At 55.2% G+C, this 26,622-nt stretch carries 24 protein-coding genes; 4 read left to right on the forward strand and 20 right to left on the reverse strand.

Going from position 1 to position 26,622, the window contains the following annotated elements:
- The first annotated feature begins 318 nt into the window (after window positions 1-318).
- Complete coding sequence (locus tag JG725_RS04330) at window positions 319-468, forward strand: hypothetical protein (RefSeq protein ID WP_172289244.1); 150 nt, start codon at window positions 319-321, stop codon at window positions 466-468.
- A gap of 20 nt (window positions 469-488) precedes the next feature.
- Here the strand turns inward: JG725_RS04330 and cobB are convergent, their stop codons facing one another.
- The 5 genes from cobB to lolC form a co-directional block, all read right to left on the reverse strand.
- Window positions 489-1,319 carry a Sir2 family NAD+-dependent deacetylase gene (gene cobB, locus JG725_RS04335; RefSeq protein WP_172289243.1) on the reverse strand — a complete coding sequence of 277 codons (831 nt, stop codon included), beginning with the start codon at window positions 1,317-1,319 and terminating at the stop codon, window positions 489-491.
- Between the two features lie 11 nt (window positions 1,320-1,330).
- Complete coding sequence (nagK, locus tag JG725_RS04340) at window positions 1,331-2,245, reverse strand: N-acetylglucosamine kinase (protein WP_199376772.1); 915 nt, start codon at window positions 2,243-2,245, stop codon at window positions 1,331-1,333.
- Window positions 2,246-2,311: 66 nt separating this feature from the next.
- Window positions 2,312-3,559: a lipoprotein-releasing ABC transporter permease subunit LolE gene (lolE, locus tag JG725_RS04345; RefSeq protein WP_199376774.1), complete on the reverse strand. Its 1,248-nt coding sequence runs from the start codon at window positions 3,557-3,559 to the stop codon at window positions 2,312-2,314.
- Window positions 3,556-4,263, reverse strand: coding sequence for a lipoprotein-releasing ABC transporter ATP-binding protein LolD (gene lolD / locus JG725_RS04350; protein WP_199376776.1), 708 nt, complete (start codon window positions 4,261-4,263; stop codon window positions 3,556-3,558). Before lolD ends, lolE begins: the two co-directional genes overlap by 4 nt.
- Window positions 4,256-5,458, reverse strand: a complete 1,203-nt coding sequence (gene lolC, locus JG725_RS04355; protein WP_172289239.1) for a lipoprotein-releasing ABC transporter permease subunit LolC — start codon at window positions 5,456-5,458, stop codon at window positions 4,256-4,258. Before lolC ends, lolD begins: the two co-directional genes overlap by 8 nt.
- Before the next feature lie 137 nt (window positions 5,459-5,595).
- On the opposite strand from lolC, the gene mfd reads away from it, so the two are divergent.
- The 3 genes from mfd (at window position 5,596) to JG725_RS04370 (ending at window position 11,939) form a co-directional block, all read left to right on the forward strand.
- Window positions 5,596-9,045: a transcription-repair coupling factor gene (gene mfd, locus JG725_RS04360; RefSeq protein WP_199376778.1), complete on the forward strand. Its 3,450-nt coding sequence runs from the start codon at window positions 5,596-5,598 to the stop codon at window positions 9,043-9,045.
- A 262-nt stretch (window positions 9,046-9,307) separates the two neighbouring features.
- Window positions 9,308-10,660 (forward strand): molecular chaperone, encoded by a 1,353-nt coding sequence (gene yegD / locus JG725_RS04365; RefSeq protein ID WP_199376780.1) that lies wholly within the window; start codon window positions 9,308-9,310, stop codon window positions 10,658-10,660.
- 370 nt (window positions 10,661-11,030) lie between these two features.
- Window positions 11,031-11,939: a glutamate/aspartate ABC transporter substrate-binding protein gene (locus JG725_RS04370; protein ID WP_199376782.1), complete on the forward strand. Its 909-nt coding sequence runs from the start codon at window positions 11,031-11,033 to the stop codon at window positions 11,937-11,939.
- Window positions 11,940-12,049: 110 nt separating this feature from the next.
- Here the strand turns inward: JG725_RS04370 and JG725_RS04375 are convergent, their stop codons facing one another.
- The 15 genes from JG725_RS04375 to pabC form a co-directional block, all read right to left on the reverse strand.
- Entirely contained in the window at window positions 12,050-13,663 is a 1,614-nt protein-coding gene (locus JG725_RS04375) for a methyl-accepting chemotaxis protein (protein WP_199376784.1), read from the reverse strand.
- A gap of 318 nt (window positions 13,664-13,981) precedes the next feature.
- A complete protein-coding gene (locus tag JG725_RS04380; protein ID WP_199376785.1) occupies window positions 13,982-14,521 on the reverse strand; it encodes a glycine zipper 2TM domain-containing protein in 540 nt (179 codons plus the stop codon).
- 348 nt (window positions 14,522-14,869) lie between these two features.
- Window positions 14,870-16,174, reverse strand: coding sequence for an NAD(P)/FAD-dependent oxidoreductase (locus JG725_RS04385; protein WP_172289233.1), 1,305 nt, complete (start codon window positions 16,172-16,174; stop codon window positions 14,870-14,872).
- 282 nt (window positions 16,175-16,456) lie between these two features.
- Window positions 16,457-16,999, reverse strand: coding sequence for an alpha/beta hydrolase YcfP (gene ycfP / locus JG725_RS04390; RefSeq protein ID WP_199376787.1), 543 nt, complete (start codon window positions 16,997-16,999; stop codon window positions 16,457-16,459).
- Window positions 17,000-17,057: 58 nt separating this feature from the next.
- On the reverse strand, window positions 17,058-18,086 hold the full coding sequence (nagZ, locus tag JG725_RS04395) for a beta-N-acetylhexosaminidase (RefSeq protein ID WP_199376789.1): 1,029 nt from the start codon (window positions 18,084-18,086) through the stop codon (window positions 17,058-17,060).
- Window positions 18,087-18,146: 60 nt separating this feature from the next.
- Entirely contained in the window at window positions 18,147-19,010 is an 864-nt protein-coding gene (locus JG725_RS04400; protein ID WP_172289230.1) for a phosphotransferase, read from the reverse strand.
- Entirely contained in the window at window positions 18,991-19,566 is a 576-nt protein-coding gene (gene lpoB / locus JG725_RS04405) for a penicillin-binding protein activator LpoB (RefSeq protein ID WP_172289229.1), read from the reverse strand. Before lpoB ends, JG725_RS04400 begins: the two co-directional genes overlap by 20 nt.
- Before the next feature lie 21 nt (window positions 19,567-19,587).
- A complete protein-coding gene (locus tag JG725_RS04410; RefSeq protein ID WP_199376791.1) occupies window positions 19,588-19,959 on the reverse strand; it encodes a YcfL family protein in 372 nt (123 codons plus the stop codon).
- Between the two features lie 4 nt (window positions 19,960-19,963).
- A complete protein-coding gene (gene hinT / locus JG725_RS04415) occupies window positions 19,964-20,320 on the reverse strand; it encodes a purine nucleoside phosphoramidase (RefSeq protein WP_172289227.1) in 357 nt (118 codons plus the stop codon).
- Window positions 20,321-20,537: 217 nt separating this feature from the next.
- Window positions 20,538-21,971, reverse strand: a complete 1,434-nt coding sequence (ptsG, locus tag JG725_RS04420) for a PTS glucose transporter subunit IIBC (RefSeq protein ID WP_199376793.1) — start codon at window positions 21,969-21,971, stop codon at window positions 20,538-20,540.
- Window positions 21,972-22,285: 314 nt separating this feature from the next.
- A complete protein-coding gene (locus JG725_RS04425; RefSeq protein ID WP_199376795.1) occupies window positions 22,286-23,083 on the reverse strand; it encodes a metal-dependent hydrolase in 798 nt (265 codons plus the stop codon).
- Window positions 23,084-23,102: 19 nt separating this feature from the next.
- Complete coding sequence (holB, locus tag JG725_RS04430) at window positions 23,103-24,116, reverse strand: DNA polymerase III subunit delta' (RefSeq protein WP_199376797.1); 1,014 nt, start codon at window positions 24,114-24,116, stop codon at window positions 23,103-23,105.
- Window positions 24,116-24,784, reverse strand: a complete 669-nt coding sequence (gene tmk / locus JG725_RS04435) for a dTMP kinase (RefSeq protein ID WP_199376799.1) — start codon at window positions 24,782-24,784, stop codon at window positions 24,116-24,118. The genes holB and tmk overlap by 1 nt, the downstream gene beginning before the upstream one ends.
- On the reverse strand, window positions 24,771-25,793 hold the full coding sequence (mltG, locus tag JG725_RS04440) for an endolytic transglycosylase MltG (protein ID WP_199376801.1): 1,023 nt from the start codon (window positions 25,791-25,793) through the stop codon (window positions 24,771-24,773). Before mltG ends, tmk begins: the two co-directional genes overlap by 14 nt.
- 14 nt (window positions 25,794-25,807) lie before the next feature.
- On the reverse strand, window positions 25,808-26,605 hold the full coding sequence (gene pabC, locus JG725_RS04445; protein WP_199376803.1) for an aminodeoxychorismate lyase: 798 nt from the start codon (window positions 26,603-26,605) through the stop codon (window positions 25,808-25,810).
- Window positions 26,606-26,622 lie beyond the last annotated feature (17 nt).

Below are 26,622 nucleotides of genomic sequence, written 5' to 3' on the forward strand. Positions count from 1 at the left end.
CCTGTCCCGACAGACGCCTGCGCTATGGTAACCGATTTTATCCGTCGCTTTCGCATTGGATTGTCATTCCCTGATTATCCGGATATCGACTACGCTTAATCCTATGAGAATAGCTCTCATTCATTTCGGTTGGTGGTGATCCACGGCAGGCTTCAGTGAGGGTATGGCGATGTTGACGAGTTTGCGGAATTTTGTCCAGCGGGTGGGCTCTCCCCGAGATATCCCCCCCGCGGAGACGGACACGCACGCACGCTGCCGCGAGTGCGAGTTCTGTTTCTTCAACCACTCGGCAACCTTTGCGTTTGACCAGGTCAACGAATGCGAGAATTACGCCTTGCCGCGGGAGGAAAAAACCACCTCGCCGAGCGTGCGGGATTGATGACGAAAGTCAACGATCTGGTTCGCCAGGAAGCTACCGAACCAGATCGTTTAAGCGAAGACAATAAAGCTTATTCGCTAATCGAATAAGCGGCAGGCTAGACGAATCATCAGAACACGATCGTTTTCCGACGCGTCAACCAGGCGCTGACAAACTCGGGCACCACGGTACTGGCCGGGCCGTAAATTTTTTCGTCAAACTGGCTCTCCACCAGGCTGGGTTCAAGATTCAGTTCCAGCGTATAGGCGCCATGCGCATGCGCTTCATGCACAAACCCGGCGGCAGGATATACGTGCCCGGACGTGCCGATGGCGATGAAATAATCCGCCTGCGCCAATGCCTGAGAAATTTTATCCATCTGAAGCGGCATTTCACCGAACCACACGATATGCGGACGTAAAGGCGCCGGGAACTGACAGCAGTGGCATCGCTCCTCGGCGGAGAGATCCCCCGTCCAGTCGAAAATCTGCCCGCTCTGACAACAGCGCACCTTCAGTAACTCGCCGTGCATATGGATAATCCGCTCGCTGCCGGCCCGCTCATGCAAATTATCGATATTCTGCGTGATGAGTAAAAAGTTATCCCCCAGCAATGCTTCCAGATTAGCCAGCGCCAGATGAGCCGCATTGGGCACGATGTCGGGCTGCTGTAACTGGCGGCGGCGGGCGTTATAAAATGCCTGCACCAGCTCGGGGTTGCGATGAAATCCCTCGGGGGTGGCGACATCCTCAACCCGATGCTCTTCCCACAGACCGTCGGCCGCCCGAAAGGTACGGATGCCTGATTCCGCGGAAACCCCCGCGCCGGTCAACACCACTACTCTTGGCTTTTTCACTTCGGTCGCCGCCAGATAATCTCGGTGGAAAATACGTGCACGCAGACGCTGCTGACGCATTCGTTTCCCTTTATGAAAACGTCCTAACCGTTGATGCGTTTGCATATCTGCTCCTGCTATTGATCCATTAAGTGTAGCAATGCCGCGCCGCGAATGCCGCCCGCATCGCCATAACGCGCTTTTTCTATGCGTGGAAGTTTGGCAATCGGTAATAATCGCGCCGGCAAACGCGTCGGTAATATCTGATAAATTTCGTCGAAATTCGATAACCCGCCTCCCAGCACCAGCAGATGGGGATCGAGAAGCGTCAACAGATTGCCTAAACAGGCCGCCAGTAAATCCATAAACCGATCGACGAACGCCAGCGCATTGTTATCGCCCGCGCGATAGTGCCGGATGATGGTCACCGCCGGCAACGTCTGTTGATAAAAATGCGCATACAGCCATTCAAATCCGCGGCCTGAAATATAGTTTTCAATACACCCGGACTGCCCGCAGCCGCATTTAACCCGCGGAATATCCTCGCCGAGGATCGCCAGCGCGTCGGACGGCAAACGGAAATGCCCCAGCTCCCCGGCAATGCCGTTTCGCCCGTCCACCGGACGTCCGTTCACCACCAATCCGCCGCCGACGCCCGTACCGAGGATCACGCCCAATACGACCGGGTAAGCGCGAAATTCCTCATTCCAGGCTTCAGACAGGGCAAAACAGTTGGCGTCGTTATTAATACGGATCTCGCGCTGTAATAACTGCCCCAGATCCGCGCCCAGCGGCCGCCCCATGGTCGCCGGCAAATTGGCGGTAAACAGGGCGCCGTTGTCGCCGGTTTGCATACCCGGCACGCCAATGCCGACCTTGCCTTCCATGCCTACCTGCGCATCGGCTTCTTTGGTCATGTCGACCAGCGTATTCAGCAGCGTTTCATAGCTGTTGCGAGGCGTGGGAAGGCGCTTTTGCCAAACCATATTTAGCCCGGCATCAAATACGCCCAGCTCGATTTTCGTGCCGCCCATGTCAAAACCGTAATACATGACCGCCCCTTAAATGGTTGATGACACATTTCCACGCCGCACGGCTGTGAGTGTGGATGTACAAGGTTACTGCCCGCTCAATACCCGCGCGGGATCAATCCGGCTGGCGCGCCGCGCCGGATACCAACTGGCGATCAGGCTCAACGCCAGTGCCGTCGCCAAAACGCTGATAACATCGACCGCTTGTAACTCTGACGGCAGGAAATCAATAAAATAGATATCGCCGGATAGGAAACGATGACCGGTTATTGATTCGATACCGCGAATAATATTGGTCAACTGTAGCGTGGCGATCACCCCCGCAATCACGCCGATCACGCTGCCCAACAGTCCGGCCAGCAAGCCATACCAGACAAATATAGCGCGGATCAACCCGTCCGTTGCTCCCAGGGTACGCAACACGGCAATATCGCCGCTCTTATCTTTAACCGCCATCACCAGCGTGGAAACAATATTAAAACACGCCACCCCAATCACCAGCACCATCGCCAGATACATAATGGTTCGCACCATCTGGATATCACGGTACATATAGCCATAGGTGCCGATCCAACTGCGGATATAGACATGGGCGTTGGTGACCTCGCCCGCATCGCGCACCAGTTTATTGGCGCTGAAAACATCCGTGGCTTTAATGGCGATCCCCGTGACGCTCTCCCCCATATCCAGATAGTGCTGCGCGTCGGCCAGCGGCACCAGCGCCAGACTGTGATCGAGCTGACCGCTGAGTTGCAGAATCCCGCTGACGTGCAACCGGATACGCTTTGGCTGCATCAGCTTCATTTCCGGGTCATTATTGGGGATCATCACCGTCACCCAATCGCCTTCATTGACGTTCAGCGCGTTTGCCACGCCCTGACCGATAATCACCTGCTGTTCGCCGGCGCGAAAGCGCGGCCAGGCATCGTTGATCACAAAACGGGGTAATGCGCTGAGCCGGCTCTCCTGCTGCGGGTCAACGCCTTTCATCTGAATGGCGCGCAGGTTGGCGCCGTTTTCCAGCAAACCGGTAAAATTGATATAGGGCGCCGCCGCCGCCACGCCCGGCACCCGTTCGATTTTGGGCAACAGCGCCTGCCAGCCGGCAAAGGGTTGATTGACCGGTTCTATTTCACCGTGGGGAACCACGGCCAGAATACGGTTGTTCAGCTCACGCTCGAAACCGTTCATCGCGCTTAAGCCCACGATCAGCACCGCCACGCCCAATGCAATCCCGATCGTCGAAATAACCGAAATCAGCGAAACCATGCCGCCGCGCCGCCGGCCCCGGCTGAAACGCAGGCCAATCAACAGGGAAAGCGGAGGAAACGTCATTGCCCGACTCCCGTTAGCGTCAGTTCCTGCTGCAACTGACCGTCACGCATTTCCAACTGACGGCTCAGGCGGCCGGCCAGTTGTAAATCATGGGTCACCACCAGAAACGCCGTCCCCTGCCGCACATTCAATTCGCCCAGCAGTTCAAAAATCGTATCCGCGGTACGCTGGTCGAGGTTGCCGGTCGGCTCGTCCGCCAATACCAGCGACGGACTGTTCACCAGCGCTCTGGCAATGGCGACGCGCTGACGTTCGCCGCCCGACAGCTCCGCCGAACGGTGATGGCTGCGATTTTCCAACCCAACCGCCGCCAGCATCTCACGGGCTTTGTCTTGCGCCTGCGACGCCGGCACATGACCGATCAACAAAGGCATAGCCACATTTTCCAGCGCGGTGAAATCCGGCAACAGGTGGTGAAACTGGTAAATAAAACCCAGCTCGCGGTTACGCAGCGCCGATTTGTCCGCCGCCGACAGCTTACTCATCTGCTGCCCTTTAAAAATCACCTCACCGGAGGTGGGCGAGTCCAGCCCGCCCAACAGATGCAATAAGGTGCTTTTCCCCGAGCCGGAACTGCCGACAATCGCCATCATCTCCCCGCTGCGCATTTCAAAGGTCACATCGCGCAGGACATCCGTCGACAGCTTGCCTTCCTGATAGCGTTTGCACAGGTTATTGCACTGCAACAACAGTAAATCATTCATAACGTAAAGCCTCAGCGGGTTGAACGGCGGCGGCGCGCCATGACGGATACAGCGTGGAGAGAAGAGCAATGACCATCGCGGTCAGCGCGATGGTGACGACCTGTAGCGGTTCTATCGCCACCGGCAACGCCGCGCCGTCAAGCAATAATCCCAACATCGGCATCAGCGTATTTAGCTGGCTGGCCAACAGCGCCCCCAGCAGCGCGCCGAGTAACGCCCCGACGATCCCGGCGCTGCCTCCCTGCACCATAAACACCGTCATAATCTGACGCTGGGTCAATCCTTGCGTTTGCAGAATAGCCACCTCGCCCTGTTTTTCCATCACCAGCAAACCCAGCGAGGTAATAATATTGAACGCGGCGACGGCGATAATCAGACTCAGCAGCAGCCCCATCATGTTTTTCTCCATCCTCACCGCCTGGAATAACTCCCCCTTGCGCTCACGCCAGTCTTTCCACACCAGCCCGTCCGGCAACGTCTGGCGGCTCAGCGTATCGACCGCCAGCGGTTGATCGAGCCACAGGCGCCAGCCGGTAATATTGCCGGCCGGATAGCGCATCAGCCGTGAGGCATCCTGCTGATTGACCAGCAGTTGGTAGCCATCAACCTCGCTGTTGGCGGCAAAGGTTCCGGCGACGGTGAATAACCGCTGGCTGGGGATACGCCCCATTGGGGTGAGCTGGCTGGCGCTGGGCACCATCAGACGCAGTTGTTCGCCGCGTTTTACGCCCAGTTGAGACGCCAGTTGATCGCCGAGAATAACCTGATAGCCTCCCGGCTGTAGCTGCTGTTGCCTTACGTTCACCAGATAGCGCGATAAAGGTTCCGCTTCATCCGGGTTGACGCCCAGCATTACGCCCACGGCGACGCTGCGGGCGCTTTGCAGCACCACCTCCCCGGTGGTTAAGGGCGCCGCGCGGTTAATCCCCCGCAACGCATCCAGGTTCGAGGCTGGCTGGGCCTGTGGGTCAAGCGAGCCTTGGGGCGTGGTGATCAACGCCTGCGGCATCAGCCCCAGGATATTGTTCTCCAGTTCACGCTCAAAACCATTCATAACCGACAGTACGGTTACCAGCGCCATCACCCCCAGGGTGATGCCAATGGCCGATAACCAGGAGACAAACCGCCCGAAGCGGTCCGATGCTCGGCCGCGCATATAACGCAGGCCAATGAATAATGCGACAGGTTGATACATGAAATCCGTCTGGATGAGGTTGCCAAAGCAAAGTGATCAAGGATAATAAAGGGTAGCACCGCTTTATGGAACCCTAACACCCTCACTCTCCGGCTTTTTCTTAGCGGACACCGGGGTCGAGACCTGATAATCAGATTATGCCTGAAAAATATCGTTATCCGTTGCCGCTCAAATCGGGTGAGCAACGCCTGCTGGGGCAATTAACCGGCGCCGCCTGCGCCGTAGAATGTGCAGAGATCATTGACCGCCATCGCGGACTGGTCGTGCTTATCGCCCCTGATATGCAGAACGCCTTGCGTCTGCGCGATGAAATTCAACAATTTACCGAACAACCCGTCACCAGCTTGCCTGATTGGGAAACGCTGCCTTACGACGGCTTTTCTCCCCATCAGGAAATTATTTCCAGTCGGCTTTCCACCCTGTATCAGTTGCCGTCGCTGGATCGGGGCGTCTTGATCCTGCCGGTCAACACCCTGATGCAGCGGGTATGCCCGCATAATTTCCTGCACGGTCATGCGCTGATGCTGAAAAAAGGCCAGCGCCTATCGCGCGACAAACTGCGTTCGCAGCTGGAACAGGCGGGCTACCGCAGCGTCGATCAGGTGATGGAGCACGGGGAGTTCGCCACCCGCGGCGCGTTGCTGGATCTGTTCCCGATGGGCAGCGAGGAGCCGTACCGAATTGATTTCTTTGATGATGAAATCGATAGCCTGCGGCTGTTTGATGTCGATACGCAGCGGACATTAAATGAAGTGCCGCACATCAATCTGCTGCCCGCGCATGAATTTCCAACCGATAAAACCGCCATCGAATTGTTTCGCAGCCAGTGGCGGGAACAATTTGACGTGCGCCGCGATGCGGAGCACATCTATCAGCAGGTGAGCAAAAGCGCCTGGCCCGCCGGTATTGAATACTGGCAACCGCTGTTTTTTAATCAGCCGCTGCCTTCGCTGTTCAGCTACTTCCCCGACAATACGCTGGTGGTGAATACCGGCGATATCGAACAGAGCGCCGAACGTTTCTGGCAGGATGTTCAGCAGCGCTTTGAAAGCCGTCGCGTCGATCCCATGCGCCCGCTTCTGCCGCCGGAATCGTTATGGCTGCGGGTTGACGGCCTGTTTTCCGAGCTAAAAGCCTGGCCGCGGGTGCAATTGCGCACCGACACCCTGCCGGAAAAAGCCGCCAATGTGAATCTTGGCTATCTGCCGTTGCCGGATCTGGCCATTCAGCACCAGCAAAAAGCGCCGCTGGACACGCTGCGCCGCTTTATCGAGCAATTTGACGGGCAGATCATCTTTTCCGTCGAAAGTGAAGGCCGGCGCGAAACCCTGCAAGAGTTGCTGGCGCGAATCAAGCTCAATCCCACGCCGATTAACCATCTGGATCAGGCCAAAAAACGCGGCGCCAATCTGATCATCGGCGCCAGCGAGCACGGTTTTATCGATACCCTCCGCCAGCGGGCGCTGATTTGCGAAAGCGATCTGCTGGGTGAGCGGGTCAGTCGCCGGCGGCAGGATAACCGGCGGGCCATCAATACCGAGACGTTGATTCGTAACCTGGCGGAGCTTCGGCCTGGGCAGCCGGTGGTGCATCTTGAACACGGCGTGGGACGCTATGCCGGATTAACCACGCTGGAAGCGGGCGGCATTAAAGCCGAATATCTGATTCTGACCTATGCCGGCGAAGATAAACTTTACGTACCGGTATCCTCGTTGCATTTGATCAGCCGTTATGCCGGCGGCGCAGACGAAAGCGCGCCGCTGCACAAACTCGGCGGCGAGGCCTGGTCGCGCGCGCGACAGAGAGCGGCCGAAAAAGTACGCGACGTCGCCGCCGAATTATTGGATGTCTACGCGCAACGCGCCGCCAAAAGCGGTTTTGCCTTTAAGCATGACAAAGGGCAGTATCAGCTTTTCTGCGAAAGTTTTCCCTTTGAAACCACGCCCGACCAGGCGCAGGCCATTAATGCCGTGCTGAGCGACATGTGCCAGCCGCTGGCGATGGATCGTCTGGTGTGCGGCGATGTGGGCTTTGGTAAAACCGAAGTCGCAATGCGCGCCGCGTTCCTGGCCGTGGAAAACCATAAACAAGTGGCGGTGTTGGTGCCGACCACCCTGCTGGCGCAGCAACACTACGATAACTTCCGCGATCGTTTTGCCAACTGGCCGGTTAAAATCGAAATGATCTCCCGGTTTCGCAGCGCACGCGAACAAACGCAGATCCTGGAAGAAACGCGGCAAGGCAAAGTCGACATTCTGATCGGCACCCATAAACTGTTGCAGAACGATGTCCACTGGCACGATCTGGGATTGCTGATTGTGGATGAAGAGCACCGCTTCGGCGTGCGCCATAAAGAGCGGATTAAAGCGATGCGCGCCAACGTGGATATTCTTACGCTGACCGCCACGCCGATCCCCCGCACGTTGAATATGGCGATGAGCGGAATGCGCGATCTGTCGATTATCGCCACCCCGCCGGCGCGTCGGCTGGCGGTGAAGACCTTTGTGCGGGAATACGACAATCTGGTGGTGCGCGAGGCCATCCTGCGTGAAATTCTGCGCGGCGGTCAGGTTTATTATCTCTACAACGATGTGGAAAACATCGAAAAGGCCACCCAGCGACTGGCTGAACTGGTGCCGGAAGCGCGCATCACCATCGGCCACGGCCAGATGCGTGAACGCGATCTGGAACGGGTGATGAATGATTTTCATCACCAGCGGTTCAACGTACTGGTTTGCACCACCATCATTGAGACCGGCATCGATATTCCCAGCGCCAATACCATTATCATTGAACGGGCCGACCACTTCGGGCTGGCGCAGTTGCACCAGCTACGCGGCCGCGTCGGGCGCTCGCATCATCAGGCCTATGCCTATCTGCTGACGCCGAATCCCAAGGCGATGAGCACCGATGCGCACAAGCGTCTGGAAGCAATCGCCTCGCTGGAAGATTTGGGCGCGGGCTTTGCGCTCGCCACCCACGATCTGGAAATTCGCGGGGCGGGCGAACTGTTGGGTGAAGACCAAAGCGGTCAGATGACCAGCGTGGGCTTCTCGCTGTATATGGAGTTGCTGGAAAGCGCCGTTGAAGCGCTGAAGGCCGGTCGTGAACCGTCGCTGGAAGACCTGATCAGCAGCCAGACGGACGTTGAACTGCGGTTACCCGCCCTGCTGCCGGAAGACTTTATCCCTGACGTCAATACCCGGCTGTCCTTTTACAAACGCATCGCCAGCGCCAAACAACCGCATGAGCTGGATGAACTCAAAGTCGAGCTTATCGATCGTTTCGGCCTGCTGCCGGACGCCACCCGACATCTGTTACAGATTGCCGCGCTGCGTCAACAGGCCCAGTCGCTGGGGATAAAACGCATTGAAGGCCATGAAAAAGGCGGGTTTATCGAATTCAGCGAGCAAAACCGCGTCGATCCGACCCATCTTATCGGGCTGCTTCAGAATAACCCGGGCATTTACCGATTAGACGGCCCGACGCGCCTGAAATTCATTACCGATTTAAGCGCCCGGCCGCAGCGCATTGAGTTTATCCATTCACTGTTAACCAATATGTCCCAGCATACGCTGGCCGCCTGAGCTATCGAAACCGCCTCGCCCTTCCTTACACCGGAAGGGCATAACGCCGGCAACCGGCGTATGTCGTTCTTCCCCCTTTACAACCACGGGATTAACGCAGTAAAGTCCCCACCCTTTTTTATGACGGGCCGTTGCTGCGCAACGTTGAAAAACGTTCCAGACGTTTTTTTATGACGGGCGTCCTGCCCGTCACCCTATGGGCCGTTGCTGCGCAACGTTGAAAAACGTTCCAGACGTTTTTTTATGACATGGGTAATTCAGGATGTTTATAGGTTTTGACTATGGCACGGCCAACTGTTCCGTGGCGGTAATGAATGCCGGTACACCGCAACTGGTGCCGCTGGAAAACAAGTCCCCTTATCTATCCTCACTGCTCTGTGCCCCGGCGCGCGAAGCGGTCAGCGAGTGGCTATGGCGCTGCCATCAGGTAGAGGCCACGGGAGAAAACGCCCAGTTGCTGCGGCGCGCCATCAGCGTTAACCGCGACGAAGATATTCGTGTGCAGTCGGACAGCGTGAAATTCGGACGCGCCGCGTTAGCTCACTATATCGTCGATCCTGAAGAGACCTGGTTCGTTAAGTCCCCCAAATCGTTTCTTGGCGCTGTCGGCCTCAAGCCTCAGCAGATCGCGCTGTTTGAGGATCTGGTCTGCGCCATGATGCTGCACATACGCCGGCAGGCCGAGCAACAGCTTGGGCAATCCATCACACAGGCGGTGATCGGCCGGCCGATCAACTTCCAGAGTATTGGCGGCGAAGAAGCCAACCAGCAAGCCCAGGGCATTCTGGATCGCGCCGCGCAGCGCGCAGGTTTCCAACAGGTGATGTTTCAGTTTGAACCGGTCGCCGCCGGATTGGATTTTGAAGCTACGCTCAGCAGTGAAACCCGTGTGCTGGTAGTGGATATCGGCGGAGGAACCACCGACTGCTCAATGCTGTTGATGGGCCCTGACTGGCGCCATCAACGAGAGCGTCAACAAAGTTTGTTAGGGCACAGCGGCTGCCGGGTAGGCGGTAACGATCTGGATATCATGCTGGCCTTCAGGAAATTGATGCCCATGCTGGGTATGAACGGCGAGACGGAAAAAGGCATCCCCCTGCCCAGCCTGCCCTGGTGGAATGCGGTGGCGATCAACGATATTCCGGCGCAGAAAGACTTTTACAGTGCGGCGTGTCGTACCCTGATCGATGAAATGATACGCGATGCACAACGACCCGATGCAGTAAGACGCCTGCTTAGCGTCTGGCGTCAGCGGCTGGGCTATCGCCTGGTACAGCTGGCGGAAGAGAGCAAAATCACCTTATCCGACGCAGAACAGACAAACGCCGACCTGCACTTTGTCGAACCGGGCCTGACGACCATCATCGACCATAGCGAATTGAACGCGGCGATAGCCCAGCCGTTGCTGCGCATTCAGCAGCAGATCGAACAAGCGCTGAAGACCAGCCAAACCCGGCCGGATGTCATCTATCTGACCGGCGGTAGCGCCCGTTCCCCGCTGCTGCGCCAGGCAATTGAACGCCAGTTGCCGGGTATTCCTATCGCCAGTGGAAACGATTTTGGCTCCGTCACTGCCGGCCTGGCCCGTTGGGCGGAGATTCTATTTCGCGATTAACGTCCCAATGCCGGATGAGGTTATCCTGCCGCGGCCCCCGGCAGCCTGTGTATTCGCAAGCGGTGCACCGCACCGCCCCCCGATAGTGCATCGCATCATTCAGCTCTGCTCTATCCATCAACCTGCCGCGATTATGCCTGCGCGTTATTAAGACTCCGTGCCCATTTCCCGCGCGCCATAGCCCGGGAGATGATTTGTCGCCTGTCCAGAGTCCACATATGGCACTAATATTGCTTTATACCCGGCACCCTAAGCAGGCGATCCTGCCTATTCGATGTCGTTTTACCGCGGGCACTCGCCCCTGCCAACAAGCCTTACCGCGCTCGCCACACGTATAGGCAAGCGCTCAGACATCACAACGGAGAACGCAATGAAAATACAAACGCTGGTATCGCTGGTTCTGTTCGGAGTCGTCGGCAACGCCGCCCAGGCTGCGAACGCCGAAACCGGAGCGGTTCAAACCGACACGCTTAAGAAGATTCAGGATACCGGCACCATCGTCGTCGGCCATCGTGAATCCTCCGTGCCCTTTTCCTACTATGATAACCAGCAGAAAGTCGTCGGATACTCGCAGGAATATGCCAATGCGATTGTCGAAGCGGTGAAAAAACAGCTTAATCAGCCCAATCTGACGGTGAAAATGCTGCCTATCACCTCACAGACGCGTATCCCGCTGCTGCAAAACGGCACCATTGATTTTGAATGCGGCTCCACCACCAACAATGCGGAACGTCAGAAACAGGTGGCGTTCTCCAACTCCATCTTTATTGTCGGGGGGAAATTATTGGTTAAAAAAGACAGCGGCATCAACGATTTTCAGGATCTGTCAGGAAAACCGGTCACGACGACCGCCGGCACCACCAACGAAATTCTACTCAACCAGTTGAATGATAAAAACAGCATGAAGATGCGTATCATTTCGTCCAAAGATCACAGCGATGCATTCCGTACGCTGGAAAGCGGACGGGCCGTTGCCTTCTACATGGACGATCCGTTGCTGGCCGGTGAACGCGCCAAGGCGAAGAAACCCGACCAATGGGAAATCGTGGGAACCCCGCAGTCTCATGAAGCCTATGGCTGCATGTTGCGTAAAAACGATCCCGCCTTTAAAAAGCTGATGGATGAAACTATCGAGCAGGCGCAAACCACGGGTGAGGCGGAAAAATGGTATCAGCGCTGGTTTACCCAGCCGATCCCACCCAAAAATATCAATATGAATTTTGCCATGTCGGATGATATGAAAGCGCTGTTTAAAGCCCCCAACGATCATATCCTGTAACGCACGGAAAGCAGGTTACTGCGCTTACGTGACACCACGCCTTGAGCGCCTGACTCCCGCCCGATGAATACCGGGCGGGACGACCGTCGATAGGACGAGATGGGCGTGTCTTAAAAGGTTTCCCAGTTATCGTTCGACGGCCGGGCGGCGGGGGCTGTCGTCAGCCGCGGCACCGACAGCCGGGGCGCCGCGGCAACCGGCAATACTCTGTCGGATGAGGCGACCGAACGGCCCTGTTTGAGTTGGAAACTGGCAACGGACTGCATTAACTGCCGCGCCTGCTCTTCAAGCGAGGCCGCGGCTGCGGCCGATTCTTCGACCAGTGCGGCATTCTGCTGGGTAGATTGCTCCATTTCGCCAATCGCCAGCGCGACCTGATGGATGCCTTTACTTTGCTCGTCGGAAGCAATACTAATCTCACCCATAAGATCGTTCACCTGTGTAACCGACTGCACAATATTCTGCACCGTCTGCCCGCCATTTTCCGCCTGTGTGGCGCCGCTGCTGATCTGAATAACGGACTCGCCAATCAACCCTTCGATCTCCTTGGCGGCCTGCGCGCTACGCTGAGCAAGATTGCGAACCTCGCCGGCCACCACGGCAAACCCGCGCCCGGATTCGCCGGCACGCGCCGCTTCCACCGCCGCATTAAGGGCCAGAATATTGGTCTGAAAGGCGATGCTGTTGATTACCGAGGTGATTTCACCGATACGCCGGGATCCCCGTTCAATGTCGCCCATGGTTGCGACGATACCGCCGACCTGTTCGCCGCCTTTTTTGGCCGTCTGCGCCGCCTGGTCGGACAGTTTATTGGCGATCTGAGCATTGTCGGCATTCTTCTTCACCGTGCCAGTGAGCTGTTCCATACTGGCGGCGGTTTCTTCAATGGCTGACGCCTGCTCTTCGGTTCGCGCCGCCAAATCCGTATTGCCGGCCAGAATCTGCCCCGAGGCGTTGAATACTTGCTCAGCACTGCGGCGAATATTATCGATCATACCGTGCAGATTATCGCTCATCTCCGACATCGCGCCGATCAGTTGTCCCAGCTCATCACGACGTTCACTGTGCAACGCCACGGTCAGATTGCCGGCCGCAATGGCGCGGGCGGCCTGAACCGCCTCCCCGAGCGGGCGGACAATCTGTCCGGACAGCACAACCGCCGCCAATACCCCGAGCGCAATGGCGGCCAGCGTAATGATCAGCAATCGGTAATTCCCGGAAGAAATATTTTGGGCGACACGCTCCCCTTCCTTGTAATACACCTTGTTGATATCTTCCTGAATTGCGCCGAGAAGTCCGTTAAGCATTAACAGATCGTCTTTGCTGACGGCCGTGGCTTTCGTGTCCTGATAGCTGACCAGGTAGTCATCCACATGGGTATTCAGCTGTTTTACCAGCTCAAGGTCTTCCGCCGGCCAGTCGCCGGAGGCAATTTCCGCCTGTAACAATCGCAAAGTTTTAACAATATTATCAAGGGATTGCATATGCCTTTCGATGTGTTGCGGATTGTTATCCAGCGCATACATAAAGTTGGCGTCACGGGCGGCGACGCTTCCGTCGTAAAGCAAACTCAGCCGATCCAGCCGCTGCGTGGATTGTCCGCTGTTATGCAGTCCCCAAAGACCAACCAGCGATAACCCCAGCGCCACCGCCAGCAATAAGCCGAAACCAAGAGAAAGTTTTTTTGACACGGAAAGATTTTTGATTGAAAGGCTGTGTGACATATAAGTTTACTCATTCCCCATTATTGTATTTTTTTATCACTATATAGATGCAGGCACATCCGGAGCGGATAATACAGGGTCTGATTTATTTGTTGCTAATTGTTTTTTCTTTTGTTAACAAGAACCCTAAAAAACTCGGTAATTATGTTTTTCGTCAGCGCAATTTACTGCATTATATAAAGATTCTTTTATTTCACCGGGAGACAGGCGAGTGGGAAAAGAGAAGGCAAGCGGAGGAGTGACGGAAGAAAAACGCTGCTCAGAGAATGGCGCTATCTGCGCAGCGTAAAAAAGAGCGCTCGCTCGGACTGACGAGCATCAGGTCTGCTGGTTAAGAATCAGCTGACCCTTTTTGTCTACCGGGATCTGTGTGCCGGGATCGCGGTCCATACGAATTTTCCCCTGTTGATCGCCAATTTTATAGGTGACGTCATAACCCAATACTTTTTGCGATTTGTCATACACGGTCTGACAGCGCTGCTGCGTCGTCGTGTAAGTATCATTATCCTGCATGCTGCCCTGTACTTTGTTGCCGGCATACCCCCCCGCTAACGCGCCGGCCACCGTCGCTACATCTTTGCCGCGACCGCCGCCAATCTGGTGACCCAGCACGCCGCCCGCCACCGCGCCCAACACTGAACCTGCGATTTTATGTTCATCCTGAACCGGGCGCCGATGCGTAACCGTGACGTTGCGGCACTCCTGGCGAGGCGTCTTGACCGTTTCTTTGATTGGTGTTGCTGTAAGCACCTGCGCAAACTGCGGCTTAGATGAAAAAACATCCATACTCGCTACCGCCGCCACACCCAACGCGGCGGCCACACCGATACCCACACCCGCTAACATTGACTTGTTCACAGGATACCTCCCGAATATATTCTCACGCATTCCCACCTGCGATACCGCATTGATGAAGATTCACATCAAATACCTTGGATCCGGTGATTTTTTCCTGAATACCCCGGCATTCAGGATGTGCGACGTGCGTACTACGCCGTCTGTAAACGGTGAAAAGTCTGCACAATGTTGCTGAGCGCCGCAATAAGACTAATTAACCAAATATGTTATTTCGATGATAAAAAGTCTTTATTTGAGAATTATCTTAACAGGGAGAGCTAATCGGCAATATTTTATACTACCGAAAGGCCTGTCTGGCAGTGCGGAATAATACCGCCTGCGGCAGGCAGGCGGCGGAGAACGACAGCATCAATGCAATTTAAGGCGGGGACGAATAACCCGGTTAATACCGCCCACCAACATCATCAGACCGGTTTTAACATAGCCGTGCAGCGCAACCTGGTGCATGCGATACAGCGAGATATAGACGAAGCGGGCGATGCGCCCTTCCACCATCACCGAGCCGCGCATCAGGTTCCCCATCAGGCTGCCGACCGTACTGAATTTAGACAGCGAAACCAGCGAACCGTGATCTTTATAAACGTAGGGTTTTAGCGTATGACCGTTAAGCAACGCGACGATATTGGCATGGCAGCGCGACGCCATCTGGTGAGCCGCCTGCGCCCGCGGCGGCACAAACCCGCCGCCCTCTTGCGGACAGGAGGCACAGTCGCCAATGGCGAAAATATCGGGATCGCGGGTAGTCTGTAAGGTTGGTTCCACTACCAGTTGATTGATGCGGTTGGTTTCCAGACCGGCGATCTCTTTCATGGCGTCCGGCGCTTTAATCCCGGCGGCCCAGACCATCAGATCGGCGTCGATAAACTCGCCGTCTTTGGTATTCAGCCCACCCGCTTCGGCGCTGGTCACCATCGTTTTGGTTAACACCCGGACGCCGATATTGGTCAGTTCCTGATGGGCGGCCGCGGAAATGCGCGGCGGCAAAGCGGGCAAAATACGCTCGCCGGCTTCCACCAGCGTGACATTCAGCGTTTCTTTATCCAGACCATTAAAACCATAGCTATGCAGTTGTTTCACCGCATTATGCAGCTCGGCCGACAGTTCAACGCCCGTCGCTCCGCCGCCGACGATGGCGATATTAACCCGGTCTTTCTCATCCGTTCTGGCCGTGAATTTCAGGAACAGATTCAGCATTTCATTATGGAAACGCCGCGCCTGTTTCGGGTTATCCAGGAAGATACAGTGATCTTTTACGCCCGGCGTGCCGAAGTCGTTCGAGGTACTGCCTAACGCAATCACCAGAATGTCATAGGGAATTTTACGGGCGCTCACCAGCACGTCGCCCTGCTCGTCACAGATTTCCGCCAGTTGAATCGTCTTCTGTTGGCGATCGATATCCGTCAGCATTCCGAGCTGGAACTGGAAATAGTGATTACGCGCATGGGCCAGATAGCTCAACGCATCCATATCATCATCCAGCGATCCGGTCGCAACTTCATGCAGCAGCGGTTTCCACAGATGGCTATGGTTACGATCCACCAGCGTCACTTCCGCTTTCTTCTTACGGCCTAACGTGTGGCCCAGACTGGTCGCCAGTTCAAGTCCACCGGCTCCCCCGCCGACAATCACGATTTTTTTACTTGGTAATGTCAAAATGACCCCCTAAATTGTGAACCAATGGTTAATAAAGGGTAAAATAATAATATCCTTATATTACATAGGGTTCGAGTAGGTTAAATTCGATATCTGCCGCAAGAATAGCATGTCAGGTTATTTGGTCATACCAAAATTGATATATATCAATTTATTTTCAATTAGAGGAACGGACAGCCTGAAATTTCATTTTTATTTCAGCAAATTAGCCGTTTTGATAAGCATAATAAAGTGACAACGTCACTAAAGACGCAGCAATGCGCGACCTCAACCGGTCGCTGGTCAGCCCAGCACTTTAAACGCTTTCATACGTTGCAGGTGAGGAGAGATGTTTTTGAATTTATGCGTCTGGATATCATCCCAAATGATTTCATAGTAGTCGCTCAGCGCCTGCTCGCTACGCTGACTGTCGAGCATTTCGTCCTCGCGCGATAACACCACCAGGCACCGTTTGCGGTTTTTCTCACGAAAATTGGCGACACATTTAGTCGCAATATCCAGATATTCTTCCGGACGATCGATTTTACCCGCCATATTTTCCTGCGGGTAAAGGTTGGGGTTAAAGATCACCTGCCGTATATTACACAGAAAACCTATCCGTTCAGCCCAGAAACCGCCCAATCCGACGCCGCATATCAGCGGATGTTCGTCGTCAACCTGCTGGATCATTTTATCTACCCGTTTCAGCAGGTGTTGCATATCATGACGCGGATGCAGCGTGCTATAGCTCAGCAACCGAACGTCATCATCGATGAACTCAAGCTGTAGCACTTTCTCATGGTTGCCGGGACTGGTTGAATCAAAACCATGCAAGTAGATAATCATCGGTATCCTCACTACTGTTTTGAGTACGCCGCGTGGCAGACGACGTACCTAAGTACCCCTATTTCCCGTTGTCTTTATACGCTTGCCAGCGCGCGCTGAGTTCCGTAAGCGCCTGATTTGCCTGCTTCCATCGCGGCGAATCCAACAACTGCCGACGGGAGAACGCTCCCTGATGATATAAGCGGCTCAAGCGATCCGCTTTGACCGGGGACAGGTTATCCAAAATGCTTACCGCGCCGTCCCGTTGGTTACATACCAGAATCATGTCACAGCCGGCCTCTATCGAAGCCTGCGCACGCTGCGGATAACTCCCCATCACCGCCGCGCCTTCCATTGACAAATCATCGGAAAAGATGATCCCGTCAAAGTCCAGTTCCTGCCGCAGCACCTGCTTTAACCAGAACGGCGATCCGCTGGCCGGACGTGGATCGACGTCGGTATATATCACGTGGGCAGGCATAATCGCATCCAATTGCCGTTGCTGAATCAGTTCTCTGAAGATCAGCATATCACGGGCGCGGATTTCATCCAGCGGCCGCGGATCCAGAGGCGTCTCTTTATGCGAGTCTGCGCTGACCGCGCCATGACCGGGAAAATGTTTACCCGTCACTTTCATTCCGGCAAGGTGCATACCGCGAATAAAGCTTTGGGCCATCATGAGCGCCGTCTCCGGGCGATCATGGAACGACCGCTCGCCAATCGCGGCGCTTTGATGACCGATATCCAATACCGGCGCAAAGCTGATATCAATATCCATAGCGATCATCTCCGCCGCCATTAACCAACCGGCGTCCTCGGCCAGTCGACGCGCTTCAGATTCGGCATTCAACGCGGCAAAAGCCTGGGCGGCCGGCAGGCGGGTAAATCCGTCACGGAAACGCTGAACCCGCCCGCCTTCCTGATCGACCGCGACAATCAGACGATCGCGCGATGCGGCGCGGATCTGCCGCACCAGCTCACGCAGTTGTTCGGCATCATGAAAATTTCGGCTAAATAAAATCACTCCGCCAACCAGCGGATGCGCCAACACGTCTCGATCTTCTGCATCCAGCTCATAGCTGGCCACATCTAACATTACCGGGCCCACGAAAACCTCATTCAGTACTTAATGCGATTAATTCATCATCCTGACAGGATGCGAACGCCATTATTCGCCAATCCCCAACTGCCGACGCAACGGTGCCAGCGCGCGCAGAAAGCGATCCTGCCCGGTTTGACGCCAGCGGACTTCGTACCACATCAGCGCCAGATAATCGACCCACGGCAACCACTGCGCCGTATGCTGTTGCAGGCAGGCAATGGAAAATCCCGGACGCTGCTGGCGATAGGTGTGCAAAAAACGCCGCTGCGTCTCAGGATCCAGTTGATTGGCGCGAAAAATAAACGCCAGTTCCAGCGCGATATCGCCATCCGCCGCATATTCCCAATCGATAAGCATCATCTTCCCGTCCGCCAGCAACAGATTTTCCGCATGAATATCCAGATGCAGCGGCGCAACGGCCAGCATGCGGGGCAACGCCTCCCGCTGGAAATGCTGATGAAGGCGCAGCAGCGACGGTGAACGGCGGCGGCCGTCCATCTGTTGCCAATGGCGGGCAAATAGCGGCTTTAACGCCAAAGGGCAGCCACTGCGCGGCCGTTGATGAATACGGACGAGATAGCGCGCCAGATCGCCATTGCACAGCAGGTCAAAAAACTCCGCCGCCGTCGCCGCGCGTCCCGCCGCCCATTCGACAATCAGCCAACGGCCGTCCCACAGCAACGGACGCGGCGCCAGTCCTGCGCCCGCCATCTGCCGCAATAGACGAAACTCCCGCTGACGATCGGTGCCAGACAGGCGCCCGGCCGCCGACTGCCGGCGAGCAAGCCCGGCGAAACCCGGCGCGCTGATGCGCCAGCTTTCGCTGCTTAATCCGCTCACCGGGGCAAAATGAAAACCGGCGGGTTCCACCGCCGGAAAGTGCTTACCGAGCGTGTCGATAAGCTGTTGCTTAATGTTGGACGGCGCCATTACCCGACCATACGATTTCCCCGGTCTGAACCAACATCAACTGCATATCCAACACGGGTGATTTCACATCGCCGCTCACATCGCTATACAGCACATACTGCGCGCTGACATAGCGAGCCAGGCCGATCGCTTTACTGCGCGACCCCAGACTGTCGTCAACCGACAGGCCCAGGGTTTGTTTAGCCGCGGCCATCTGTTCACGCGGCACCAGCGTAAAAGCCTTGCCGTTTGACAGCGCATTGTACAGCGCGTTGTTGGCCTTCGCCGTCTGCAATGCGCCATTGGTATTATTTTTTACGCTGTCCAGCAGCAGGATGCTGCCCGGCGTTACGCCATCGGCTTGCAACATCTGGGCGACCAGCGGATTAATGGTGGCATCCCAATTCAAGGTTTGAATTTTAGGCGGTGGCGGAACCGGCTCGCCCGGCGGCGGAGTGGTCGGAACCTGAGGTTCCGCCGGCTCGATCGTTGCGGGCGGCTCAGTCGGTTCCGGCGGGCGACTAGGACACCCCGTCAGCACCAGCGTTGCCAGTACCACCCATAGATACTTTTTCATGTTTCCTCTCTCAACACACCATTATAAAAATAGATGAAGGCGGACCTGACGCACATCCGGACTGCTGCGTAGTGAAAAAACGCGAACTTCCGCCTGAGGTGGGATCACGATGGTTTGTACTTCTTCGTAAGGCAATACATCCAATCCACTGCCATCATACCAATAGAAACGATAATGCACGGCGACGGGTTGCCCCGTCTCGTTGCCGACAACCGCGGACGCGCGTTTTGCATCGTTTACGGTATCCAGCACAGGCTTGCCTGCCGTAATCCCCGCCGTTAGCAAAGGCGCATCCATTATCAGCGTTTGCCGTTCGTTGATCGTCAGCACCTTAGGCGCGCTGCATCCAGCCAGCAGCAACGCCATCAGGAATACGGGCAGACATTGAGTCATGAGATTATATCCGCTCAGCCAGCAACGGCCCTAATGGCTGGCCCCCGAGCAGGTGCATATGAATATGATAAACCTCCTGCCCGCCGTGTCGGTTGCAGTTGATAATCAATCGATAACCCTCTTCAGCAATCCCTTCCTGCTCGGCGATTTTCCCGGCGACCGTAATCATCCGCCCCAGCGCGGCTTCATGTTCAGCCGTGGTCTCATTGACCGTCGGGATCAGTATGTTCGGTACGATCAGAACATGTGTCGGCGTGCGTGGCGCAATATCACGAAAGGCTGTCACCAGTTCATCCTGATAAACGATATCGGCAGGAATTTCCCGGCGGATAATTTTACTAAAAATGGTTTCTTCAGCCATGATTGATTTCCTTTTTAAAACAAGCGCAGAACAAAGTCGTATAGGCAGTATGAGTGACATATTCCGTTTCTTTCAACCTTCTTCGACGATTTCTGGCGCAGGTGGTCAAAATACGACGGGTAGTACGCGCGCATCGTCTGCTTTCGCCGAGTGATACTCGCTTATCGCACGTATAAAAAAAGGGGCTTTCGCCCCTTGGAAACTCTCCAACACCCGATTAGTTATTACGGATGTAATCGTCCATATCGGTTTTCAGGTTATCGGATTTGGTACCGAAAATTGCCTGAACCCCGGAACCCGCGACAACCACGCCGGCGGCGCCCAGTTGTTTCAGCCCCGTCTGATCCACCTTGGACACGTCCGCCACGCTGACGCGCAGACGCGTGATGCAGGCATCCAGGTTAGTGATGTTTTCTTTGCCGCCGAACGCGATAACCAGCGCAGAGGCCATCTCCGTGCCGCTCTGAGCGGACTGTTCGGAAGTGGAATCTTCACGACCCGGTGTTTTCAGATTCAGCTTGGCAATCAACACGCGGAAAATAGTGTAATAAACCAACGCATAGCCCAGACCAACAATCGGGAACAGCCATAGATTACTGCCGTTGCCGCTCAGTACGATGAAGTCAATCAGACCGTGGGAGAAGCTTGTTCCGTCACGCATGCCCAGCAGAATACAGATCGGGAACGCCAGACCGGCCAGAATCGCATGGATCACATACAGGATCGGCGCAACAAACAGGAAAGAGAACTCGATAGGCTCGGTGATACCGGTCAGGAATGCCGTCAAGGCGGCGGAGATCATAATGCCCCCCACTTTGGCGCGATTTTCCGGTTTAGCCGAGTGCCAGATGGAGATAGCCGCCGCCGGCAGGCCATACATTTTAAACAGGAAACCACCGGATAATTTACCCGCGGTCGGGTCGCCGGCCATGTAGCGAGGAATATCGCCATGGAACACCTGACCGGCCGCATTGGTGAATTCGCCGATTTGCATCTGGAAAGGGACATTCCAGATATGATGCAGGCCGAAAGGCACCAGCGAACGCTCCACCAAACCATACAGACCGAATGCCACAACCGGGTTCTGATAGGCGCCCCATTGAGAGAACGCCTGAATTGCGCGTCCGATAGGCGGCCAGATAAAGGACAGAAGCACACCCAGGAGAATCGCGGCCAGACCGGAAATGATCGGCACAAAGCGTTTGCCGGCGAAGAATCCGAGATATTCCGGAAGTTGAATGCGATAGAAACGGTTAAACATATAAGCCGCGACTGAACCAGCGATAATACCGCCTAATACGCCGGTATCGGCCAGATGCTGCGATTCAATTTCCGTCGCCGACAGATGCAGAACCAGCGGCGCAACCACTGCTATCGTTTTCACCATGATGCCGTACGCCACGACCGCGGCCAAAGCCGATACGCCATCGTTATTGGTGAAGCCCAATGCCACACCGATAGCGAAAATCAACGGCATATTGGCGAAAACCGATCCGCCGGCTTCCGCCATCACATGGGAAACCACCGCAGGCAACCAGCTAAAATTTGCCGCCCCGACGCCCAGCAGAATACCTGCGATAGGCAATACGGATACCGGCAGCATTAGCGACTTACCTACTTTTTGCAGGTTTGCGAATGCATTCTTGAACATAATTGAGTGTGCTCCTGAGTAATAGTGCTTTTACTTCTGATGTTTCATAGACGCAAAGGTGGAGAAAATAGCCTTTACAGTTTGAGGTGTCTTAGCACCCTTTTAATTTTTACGAAGAGTAAAATAAATAGCGCGACTAATGTTTGACTGCTATCACGTTTCAATGAGCCGACATGTCGGAACAGAGCATAAATTGAGCATATTTGCGATATATCGCTAAAAAATACACATTCCTGGCAAGGGATCAGCAAGCCAGGACACATATTCTTCGCTATTAATTACACAGCAGAAAAAAACTCGGCTATTCTCAACCACTATGACGCAGCGGTCAACCGTGTCGGATCGATATGAAACAGGCGGGAAAAATTCTCGGTGGTGGCCACAGCCAGATTTTCCAGCGTGACGCCTTTCAGTACCGAGAGATACTCCGCCACCTCGCGCACATAGGCGGGTTGATTTTCCTTTCCACGAAAAGGAACCGGCGCCAGCCAGGGAGAGTCTGTTTCTATCAGCATGCGATCCAGCGGTACATAACGGGCGACGTCGCGCAATTCTTCCGCAGTGCGGAAAGTGACGATGCCGGAAAAGGAAATATAGAATCCCATATCCAACAGCGTCTTGGCGGTGGCTAAATCTTCCGTGAAGCAATGCAACACGCCGCCGCACCTCTCCGCGCGTTCTTCTTTCAGAATCGCCAGCGTATCTTCCCGCGCCGCCCGGGTGTGGACGATCACCGGCTTATTCAGATCGTTGCCAATACGGATGTGCTCGCGAAAAGAGGCCTGCTGCTGCGCTTTTGTCTCTTCCTGGTAATGATAATCCAGCCCCGTTTCCCCCATCGCCACCACCTGACTGGCCGCGGCAAGTTGACGCAACTCGGCGTAATCATAGGATTCGGCCTGATTTAATGGATGAACGCCGCAGGAAAACGCCACATTGTCCCGGTCGCCGATCAGTTCGGTCATGGCGCGAAATCCGGGCAGCGTAGTCGCGACGGCCAGGACGAAGCCAACGTCACGGCTTTTGGCTTTATCCAGTACGTCAGAGACATTTCTATGTAAGGACTGATAATCCAGCCCATCCAGATGACAGTGGGAATCAACTAACAACATGATAATTACTCGAAATTAATTAAGCAGAAAAGGGATGAAAACGCCGCTGAACAGCGGTTGACAGGCTTTGTTCGCCATCAAGCAATCGTTCCGTTAACAGTAACTCACGGTTCACGCCGGTTACCGTCAGTAATTTTTGTCGGCAGGTCAGCCACTGGTGCAGCTCGTACTGTAGCTGAGGATTTCCCGATTGCGCAGCCAAACGTTCAACCAGCGCGACCTGATCCTGATTCACCAGATACTCCCCCGCCCCTTGCTGCCATTTTACGGCATCCAATAGCAACGATGCCAACCAGTGGATCCGCTCATCGGCATCATCATGGTTAAGCTGCGGCGTTAAGGAAAGCAGATCGTGCGAGGTAAGCGCGGCAGAGAATGCCTGGCATAAAGCGGCGCGCTGTTTCCAGCGTTCCGCTTGCAAGAGTTTCTCCGCCGCCAGCGGGGCGCCCGCCTGTAGCCTCAATGCGGTACGCAACGCCTGAATATCATGCTTATGGCGTGAATTCAGCCATAGCACGCTCTGCGTTTCACTCGGAACGGCCAGATAATGGTATAGACAGCGGCTGCGCAAGGTTGCCAACAGCCGCGCCGGCTCACGGCAGCCAAACAAAAAATAGGTACTCCGCGGCGGCTCTTCCAGCGTTTTCAGCAAGGCACTGGCCGCGGCTTCCGTCAGTTGCTCCGCCGACGGCAGCCAGATAACTTTAACCCCGCCCTGGCGGGAATGCTGATACAGCTTATCCAGCACCTCTCGCACCGGGTCAATTCCCAGACTCTGTTTGCCTTTTTCCGGACTCAGCACATACCAGTCGGGGTGCGTCCCGGCCATCATCAGATGACAGGAATGGCACTTACCGCAACTCTTCATCCCTTCGGGATGCTGGCACATTAACCAGCGGCTCAGCGCGTAAACCAGCGAGTCATCTCCCATGCCCGGCAATGCATGCAGCAATAGAGCGTGATGACCTCTTCCCGCCTGATATTGGCCAATCATTTGACGGTAAGGCGCATTAAGCCACGGATACCAGTCCATCAGGGGAGATCCTGTGTCAGCGCCTGCGGCTGAAATCCCTGGCTTTGCAGCCATTGCCCTAGTGCCGTCTGAATGTCGGCGCTGACGTTTTCCATCGGCTGCGCGGCGTCAATCGTCACAATACTGCGGTCTTCCGCCGCCAGGGCCTGATAGCGCGCCCGGGTACGCTCAAAGAACGCAAACGACTCCTGCTCGATGCGATCCAGCTCTCCGCGCTGGCGGGCGCGTTGTAATCCAACAGCCGGCGGTAGATCAAGGTAGAGCGTCAGATCGGGGCGAAAATCGCCCAGTACCGTATCGCGCAGCGACAGCAACAAGTGTTGATCGATCCCGCGCCCTCCCCCTTGATACGCCTGAGATGAGAGATCGTGCCGATCGCCGATTACCCAGTTCCCTTGCGCCAGCGCCGGTTTAATCACATTTTCGACCAGTTGTACTCGGGCGGCATACAACATCAGAATTTCAGCTTTATCCGTCACCTTTTCATCGGCAATGCCCTGCTTGATCAACTCACGTAGCTTTTCAGCCAGCGGCGTACCGCCGGGTTCGCGGGTAAAAATCACCTGATGAATGCCATAGGCGTGTAGCGTCTCAACCACGCTGTTTCTGGCGCTGGTCTTGCCTGCGCCTTCCAAACCTTCCAAGACGATAAATTTACTGTTGTTCATCCCGTTCCTTTAACGCTGAGCGGTATAGCCTCACAGCACGGTTATGGTCTGCAAGGTTGGTGGTGAAACTATGTCCGCCTTTACCGTCCGCCACGAAGTAAAGGTATGACGTTTTAGCCGGGTGGGCGGCCGCATCCAATGAGGCTTTTCCCGGCATCGCGATCGGCGTTGGCGGTAACCCGGAAATTACGTAGGTATTATAAGGCGTCGGCGTATCCAGTGCTTTACGGGTAATGACCCCCGCATATTCATCGCCCATGCCATAAATGACGGTGGGATCGGTTTGCAAACGCATACCCACGCGCAATCGATTGATGAAAACAGAAGCGACCTGAGTACGTTCCTGGCTAATCGCCGTTTCTTTCTCAATGATCGATGCCATGGTTAACAGTTCATCCGGCGTTTTATACGGTAATCCTTCCTCACGCCCCTGCCAGACATCATCCAGCGTTTTCTTCATGCGCTGATGAGCGCGTTGCAGCAACGCGCTATCGGTCGTATTGGCCGTATACAGATAAGTATCGGGATAGAACCATCCTTCAGGATTGGGTTTATCCTTCATGCCAAGCTGCTCGGCAATCTCCCGCACGCTTTTATCCGTCAGCGTCTGCTTAATATAGGATGACTGACGCAAGGTTTCGAGCCATTCCTTCAGCCGGGAACCCTCAACAAAACGAATGGCAAATTGCGCCTCTTTTCCGCTGGATAGCAATGCCAGCATCTCGCGCACCGTCATCGCCGCCGTGAAACGGTATGTTCCGGCCTTAAAATTCGCCAGTTCCTGTTCGACGCGCAGCAACCAGGGGAAAAAGGTTCCGTCGTTAATAATTTTCTGATCGAGTAGTAAGGTTTCTAATCCATCACGACCGGTACCGGCCGGGAGGGTAAAAATGGTTTCCTGCTTGATGGCAAGCGGCGAAACGGCGAAATGCTGTATTTTCTGCCACAGAAACAGCAGAATCAGCAGCAATAGCGCAACAACCACAATACCGATCTTTTTTATGTTCATAAATCAACCAACAACTAACAGTTAGGGCTCAGGAACCGATACAGTTCTCTGGAGCGATAACACCAGGATTGCGCCTGGTTTACGGGAACAATCGGCATCAAGGCGTTACAAATCACCACCTCATCCGCATCCGCCAACGCCGACACCGGCTCGGTAACGACGTGCAATTCGAAAGCCGAGTCAGCCAGCAGCGCGATAATATGCCGCCGGGCGACCCCATCGACGCCGGCGTAGGATAAGTCCGGCGTATAAACCTGATTTCCTTTACGCCAGAACAAATTAGCCGCACAGCATTCCACTAGCGCCCCGGAGGTGTCAAGCACCAATGCCTCATCGGCGGAGGTCTGCTCAAGATGAGTGCGGATCAATACCTGTTCCAGCCGGTTCAGATGCTTTATTCCCGCCAAAAGCGTACTTCTGGCTAACGCCACCGGGCTTAGACTCAGGGTGATGCCTTGCTCGCGCCAGCGAACATAATGATCGGGGTAATCCGCTTGCATAACAATGCGTGTCGGATCATCACATCCCCGGGCGCTATATCCTCGCCCACCGCGTCCCCGTGTCAGTATTGCCTTAACGATGCCCTCGTCACGGCCTTGCGCCGCCCGATTCATTTCAATCTCCAACAACGGCCAGTCAATGGCGGGCAGCATCAAACGGCGCGCCGCCTGCTGTAATCGCGCCAAATGGCGCTCATGCCATACGATTTGTCCATTGCAGACTCTGGCGGTGGTAAAACAACCGTCGCCAAACTGGGTACTCCGGTCTGATACCGCTAGCTGCTCCTGCAACCGACCATTTATCCAGATCATGTTTTTCTTCCATTGGG

Origin of the sequence: Brenneria sp. L3-3C-1, assembly GCF_016456245.1 — a bacterium.
GTDB lineage: Bacteria > Pseudomonadota > Gammaproteobacteria > Enterobacterales > Enterobacteriaceae > Brenneria.

What these genes read in the sequence shown, in the direction of transcription:
- JG725_RS04330 (WP_172289244.1), top strand. Translation starts at nt 319, where the DNA reads ATGCGAGAATTACGCCTTGCCGCGGGAGGAAAAAACCACCTCGCCGAG.
- cobB (WP_172289243.1), bottom strand. Translation starts at nt 1,319, where the DNA reads ATGCAAACGCATCAACGGTTAGGACGTTTTCATAAAGGGAAACGAATG.
- nagK (WP_199376772.1), bottom strand. Translation starts at nt 2,245, where the DNA reads ATGTATTACGGTTTTGACATGGGCGGCACGAAAATCGAGCTGGGCGTA.
- lolE (WP_199376774.1), bottom strand. Translation starts at nt 3,559, where the DNA reads ATGACGTTTCCTCCGCTTTCCCTGTTGATTGGCCTGCGTTTCAGCCGG.
- lolD (WP_199376776.1), bottom strand. Translation starts at nt 4,263, where the DNA reads ATGAATGATTTACTGTTGTTGCAGTGCAATAACCTGTGCAAACGCTAT.
- lolC (WP_172289239.1), bottom strand. Translation starts at nt 5,458, where the DNA reads ATGTATCAACCTGTCGCATTATTCATTGGCCTGCGTTATATGCGCGGC.
- mfd (WP_199376778.1), top strand. Translation starts at nt 5,596, where the DNA reads ATGCCTGAAAAATATCGTTATCCGTTGCCGCTCAAATCGGGTGAGCAA.
- yegD (WP_199376780.1), top strand. Translation starts at nt 9,308, where the DNA reads ATGTTTATAGGTTTTGACTATGGCACGGCCAACTGTTCCGTGGCGGTA.
- JG725_RS04370 (WP_199376782.1), top strand. Translation starts at nt 11,031, where the DNA reads ATGAAAATACAAACGCTGGTATCGCTGGTTCTGTTCGGAGTCGTCGGC.
- JG725_RS04375 (WP_199376784.1), bottom strand. Translation starts at nt 13,663, where the DNA reads ATGTCACACAGCCTTTCAATCAAAAATCTTTCCGTGTCAAAAAAACTT.
- ycfP (WP_199376787.1), bottom strand. Translation starts at nt 16,999, where the DNA reads ATGATTATCTACTTGCATGGTTTTGATTCAACCAGTCCCGGCAACCAT.
- JG725_RS04400 (WP_172289230.1), bottom strand. Translation starts at nt 19,010, where the DNA reads ATGGCGCCGTCCAACATTAAGCAACAGCTTATCGACACGCTCGGTAAG.
- lpoB (WP_172289229.1), bottom strand. Translation starts at nt 19,566, where the DNA reads ATGAAAAAGTATCTATGGGTGGTACTGGCAACGCTGGTGCTGACGGGG.
- JG725_RS04410 (WP_199376791.1), bottom strand. Translation starts at nt 19,959, where the DNA reads ATGACTCAATGTCTGCCCGTATTCCTGATGGCGTTGCTGCTGGCTGGA.
- hinT (WP_172289227.1), bottom strand. Translation starts at nt 20,320, where the DNA reads ATGGCTGAAGAAACCATTTTTAGTAAAATTATCCGCCGGGAAATTCCT.
- ptsG (WP_199376793.1), bottom strand. Translation starts at nt 21,971, where the DNA reads ATGTTCAAGAATGCATTCGCAAACCTGCAAAAAGTAGGTAAGTCGCTA.
- JG725_RS04425 (WP_199376795.1), bottom strand. Translation starts at nt 23,083, where the DNA reads ATGTTGTTAGTTGATTCCCACTGTCATCTGGATGGGCTGGATTATCAG.
- holB (WP_199376797.1), bottom strand. Translation starts at nt 24,116, where the DNA reads ATGGACTGGTATCCGTGGCTTAATGCGCCTTACCGTCAAATGATTGGC.
- tmk (WP_199376799.1), bottom strand. Translation starts at nt 24,784, where the DNA reads ATGAACAACAGTAAATTTATCGTCTTGGAAGGTTTGGAAGGCGCAGGC.
- mltG (WP_199376801.1), bottom strand. Translation starts at nt 25,793, where the DNA reads ATGAACATAAAAAAGATCGGTATTGTGGTTGTTGCGCTATTGCTGCTG.
- pabC (WP_199376803.1), bottom strand. Translation starts at nt 26,605, where the DNA reads ATGATCTGGATAAATGGTCGGTTGCAGGAGCAGCTAGCGGTATCAGAC.